The following is a 3,476-nucleotide window of genomic DNA, read 5'->3' on the forward strand; positions in this document are numbered from 1 at the left end:
TCGGGGCGGGCTTGGGGCCCGGACGCGGGCCCGCAGCAGCCGGGGTCACCGGAGCAGCGGCCGCGGGCGTCTCCGCAGCGGCCGGCTTCGGGGCCGGCGGGCGCGGGGCTGCCGGACGGGCGGCCTGCGCGGGAGAGGGGGCTGCCGGCCTCGCCGGAGCAGCCTTGCGCGGGGCGGGCTTGCCGCCTCCGCTGCCCTGCTGGAGGGCATCAGTCAGCTTGCGTACAACGGGCGCCTCGATCGTCGAGGACGCCGAACGGACGAATTCACCGAGTTCTTGGAGCTTGGCCATGACGACCTTGCTCTCCACCCCGAACTCCTTGGCGAGTTCGTATACCCGGACCTTAGCCACTTCGCTCCTTTTAGGTCCGGGTTGCGTCCGGACCGTCGCTACTTCATGGGCGTACTCATCGCGTGCTCATCGAGTGCTCATCGCAATCTCGACCTACTTCCAACTCGCGGGGTACCAGGGCCGCACGGAGGTTCCGTACGACACGTCTTACGGTGTTGCCTGCTCGACGTAGAGACGCAACGCCGCTGTGTCGAGCGCTCCCGGGGCACGCAGCGCCCTCGTGAACGCCCGGCGGCGGACCGCCAGGTCAAGACAGACCAGGGCGGGGTGCACATACGCACCCCGGCCGGGCAGCGTACCGCGAAGATCGGGGACACATTCACCCTCGACCGCCACGGTGCGCAGCAGATCGCTCTTGGCCGCTCGCTCCCGGCACCCCACACAGGTGCGTTCAGGGCATGCGCGGGCTCGCGTCCGGCCAGACACTCTTAAGTCTACCTCCCCGCACCGACCTCACCCCTTTGGGGCAAAAGTCGAACGGTTGTTGTCGTGATCCAAGCCACTTACGGCTCAGATCTATTCCCCGTCCCCGCTCCCGGGCTGTTCGGTGTCGGGACGGATGTCGATGCGCCAGCCGGTGAGGCGGGCCGCAAGCCGGGCGTTCTGCCCTTCCTTGCCGATCGCCAGCGACAGCTGGTAGTCGGGGACCGTCACCCGCGCGGAGCGGGCCGCGAGGTCGACGACCTCGACCTTGGAGACCCGGGCCGGGGAGAGCGCGTTCGCGACCATCTCCGCCGGGTCGTCCGACCAGTCGACGATGTCGATCTTCTCGCCGTTCAGCTCGGCCATCACGTTGCGCACCCGGCCGCCCATCGGGCCGATGCAGGCGCCCTTGGCGTTGAGCCCCGACCGGGTGGACCGGACGGCGATCTTCGTGCGGTGGCCGGCCTCGCGGGCGATCGCGGAGATCTCGACGGAACCGTCGGCGATCTCCGGCACCTCCAGCGCGAAGAGCTTCTTCACGAGGTTGGGGTGCGTGCGCGAGAGCGTCACGGAGGGACCGCGCACGCCCTTCGCGACCCGGACGACGTACGACCGCAGGCGCAGGCCGTGCTGGTACGACTCACCGGGCACCTGCTCCTGGACGGGCAGGATGGCCTCCAGCTTGCCGATGTCCACCAGCACGTTCTTCGGGTCGCGGCCCTGCTGGACGACACCGGTGACGATGTCGCCCTCGCGGCCCGCGTACTCGCCGAGCGTCGCGTCGTCCTCGGCGTCCCTCAGGCGCTGCAGGATGACCTGCTTGGCGGTGGTGGCGGCGATACGGCCGAAGCCCGACGGGGTGTCGTCGAACTCGCGTGCCTCCTGCCCCTCCTCCAGGTCCTCGGGGTCCTCCTTCGCCCACACGGTCACATGGCCGGTCTCCCGGTTGAGCTCCACGCGCGCGTGACGGCGGCTTCCCTCGGTGCGGTGGTAGGCGATGAGGAGGGCCGACTCGATCGCCTCGACCAGCAGGTCGAAGGAGATCTCCTTCTCCCGCACCAAACCCCGCAGGGCACTCATGTCGATGTCCACGGCTACGCCTCCTCTGCGTTCTCTTCGGTCTCTTCGTTCTTGTTCTTACGGTTGAACTCGACCTGGACGCGCGCCTTGGCGACGTCATCGAAGGCGAGCCGCCCGGCGGTGGCCTTGCGGCCCTTCACGCCGGGCACTTCGGTGTCGACGCCCTCGTCGTCCACCGAGAGGATTCTCGCGACCAGTTCGCCGCCACCGGCGGCCTCGGTCAGCTTGAACTTCACCAGGCGGTCGACGGCGCGTACGTAGTGGCGGTGCTCGGTGAGCTCTCGTTCGGCGCCCGGGGTTCCGACCTCCAGGTCGTACTCGCCCGGACCCATCAGGTCGCTCTCGTCGAGCTTCGCCGAGAGCGCGCGGCTCACATCGGCGATCTGGTCGAGGTCGGCACCGGCATCCGAGTCGACGACGACACGCAGCACCCGCTTGCGCCCGACCGAGTCCACCGCGATCTCCTCGAGATCGAGTCCCTGGGAGCTGACGAGCGGTTCCAGGAGTTCTCGCAGCCTCTCGCTCTGGGTGGTGCTCATCCGGGTGACTCCTCGGCCGCGTGTGCTGTTGTGGGTAGGTCGCGTGTCAGGTCAAAGGGTATCCGGTCCCGGAGGGTGTTGCCGTCCACCGGAGACGCACTTCGGCCCGTGCGGGCGCGGGGCGCGGTTGCGGGAGAGCCGCTGGCCGGTGATCGCCCCGGACGCGGGTACCGTGATCACGGGCGTGCCGCCCTCCCGTTCGTACGAGCCTGCCGAGGACGTCTGCCGTGCCGTTCACCCTGCCGCCGCGCACCCCCTCGGGGCCGCGCCGAAGGAGCCTGCTCGCTTCGGCCGCGGGCGCCCTGGTGCTCGCGGGCTGTTCCGCCCCCGAGTCCACCACCGACACCACCGGCGGAAGCCCCTCGGCCGCCGACCGGACACGCGCGCGTGCGGCGCGCGATAGCGAGACGCTGGCCGGACGGTACGCCGCCGTGATCGCCGCGCATCCACCGCTGGAGGGGCGGCTGCGGCCGCTGCGTGCGGAGGTCGTACGGCATGCGGAGGCGTTCGGGGGTGGGAGCGGAGGCGGTGGCCGGGCGTCCTCCTCGGCGTCTGCGTCTGCGTCTGTATCCGCGCCTGTTTCGGGGTCGGCATCTGCTTCGGCCGGCGGTTCCCCTGCCGTTCCGGCCACGGAGAAGGACGCGCTCGCCGAGCTCGCGGCGGCCGAGCGCACCTTGGCGGACGAGCGCACGAAGGCGCTGGTGGAGGCGCCGGGCGAGCTGGCCAGGCTGCTGGCCTCGGTGGCGGCGGCCGGTGCCGCACACGCGTTTCTGCTGACGGAGGGGGCGAAGTGAGCCTGACGACGAGCGGGACGGGCAGCGCGACGGCCGAAGAGGCTGAGCTGCGGGCTCTGCAGGCCGCGCTCGGGGCCGAGCACGCCGCCGTGTACGGGTACGGCGTGGTCGGCGGCAAGGTCCAGGAAGGCCGACGGGACGAGGCGCGGGCGGCGTACGCGGCGCACCGGGCGCGGCGCGACGCGCTGGTGCGGGCCGTACGGGACCTGGGCGGCAAGCCCGTGGCCGCGTCCGCCGGATACGCGTTGCCCTTCCCGGTACCGGACTCGGCGGCGGCCGTACGGCTCG

At 71.2% G+C, this 3,476-nt stretch carries 6 protein-coding genes; 2 read left to right on the forward strand and 4 right to left on the reverse strand.

From position 1 onward, the window contains the following. The 4 genes from ABZS97_RS43590 to rimP form a co-directional block, all read right to left on the reverse strand. Nucleotides 1-352, reverse strand: a 352-nt coding sequence (locus ABZS97_RS43590; RefSeq protein WP_356149498.1) for a translation initiation factor IF-2 N-terminal domain-containing protein, incomplete at its 3' end; no start/stop codon positions are given. A 147-nt stretch (nucleotides 353-499) separates the two neighbouring features. Next, a complete protein-coding gene (locus ABZS97_RS43595; RefSeq protein WP_356149502.1) occupies nucleotides 500-778 on the reverse strand; it encodes a YlxR family protein in 279 nt (92 codons plus the stop codon). A gap of 90 nt (nucleotides 779-868) precedes the next feature. Continuing rightward, the gene (gene nusA / locus ABZS97_RS43600; protein ID WP_356149505.1) at nucleotides 869-1,867 is read right to left on the reverse strand and encodes a transcription termination factor NusA; all 999 of its coding nucleotides are present in this window, start codon (nucleotides 1,865-1,867) and stop codon (nucleotides 869-871) included. A 2-nt stretch (nucleotides 1,868-1,869) separates the two neighbouring features. Next, the gene (rimP, locus tag ABZS97_RS43605; protein ID WP_356149509.1) at nucleotides 1,870-2,394 is read right to left on the reverse strand and encodes a ribosome maturation factor RimP; all 525 of its coding nucleotides are present in this window, start codon (nucleotides 2,392-2,394) and stop codon (nucleotides 1,870-1,872) included. Nucleotides 2,395-2,621: 227 nt separating this feature from the next. Here rimP and ABZS97_RS43610 point away from each other — a divergent pair, with 227 nt between their 5' ends. Together ABZS97_RS43610 and ABZS97_RS43615 are read left to right on the forward strand one after the other, a co-directional pair. After that, on the forward strand, nucleotides 2,622-3,188 hold the full coding sequence (locus ABZS97_RS43610; RefSeq protein ID WP_356149516.1) for a hypothetical protein: 567 nt from the start codon (nucleotides 2,622-2,624) through the stop codon (nucleotides 3,186-3,188). After that, the coding region (locus tag ABZS97_RS43615; RefSeq protein WP_356149520.1) for a DUF4439 domain-containing protein at nucleotides 3,185-3,476 on the forward strand (292 nt) is incomplete at its 3' end. The genes ABZS97_RS43610 and ABZS97_RS43615, both read left to right, overlap by 4 nt.

It is taken from the genome of Streptomyces sp. NPDC005485 (assembly GCF_040606085.1).
GTDB lineage: Bacteria > Actinomycetota > Actinomycetes > Streptomycetales > Streptomycetaceae > Streptomyces.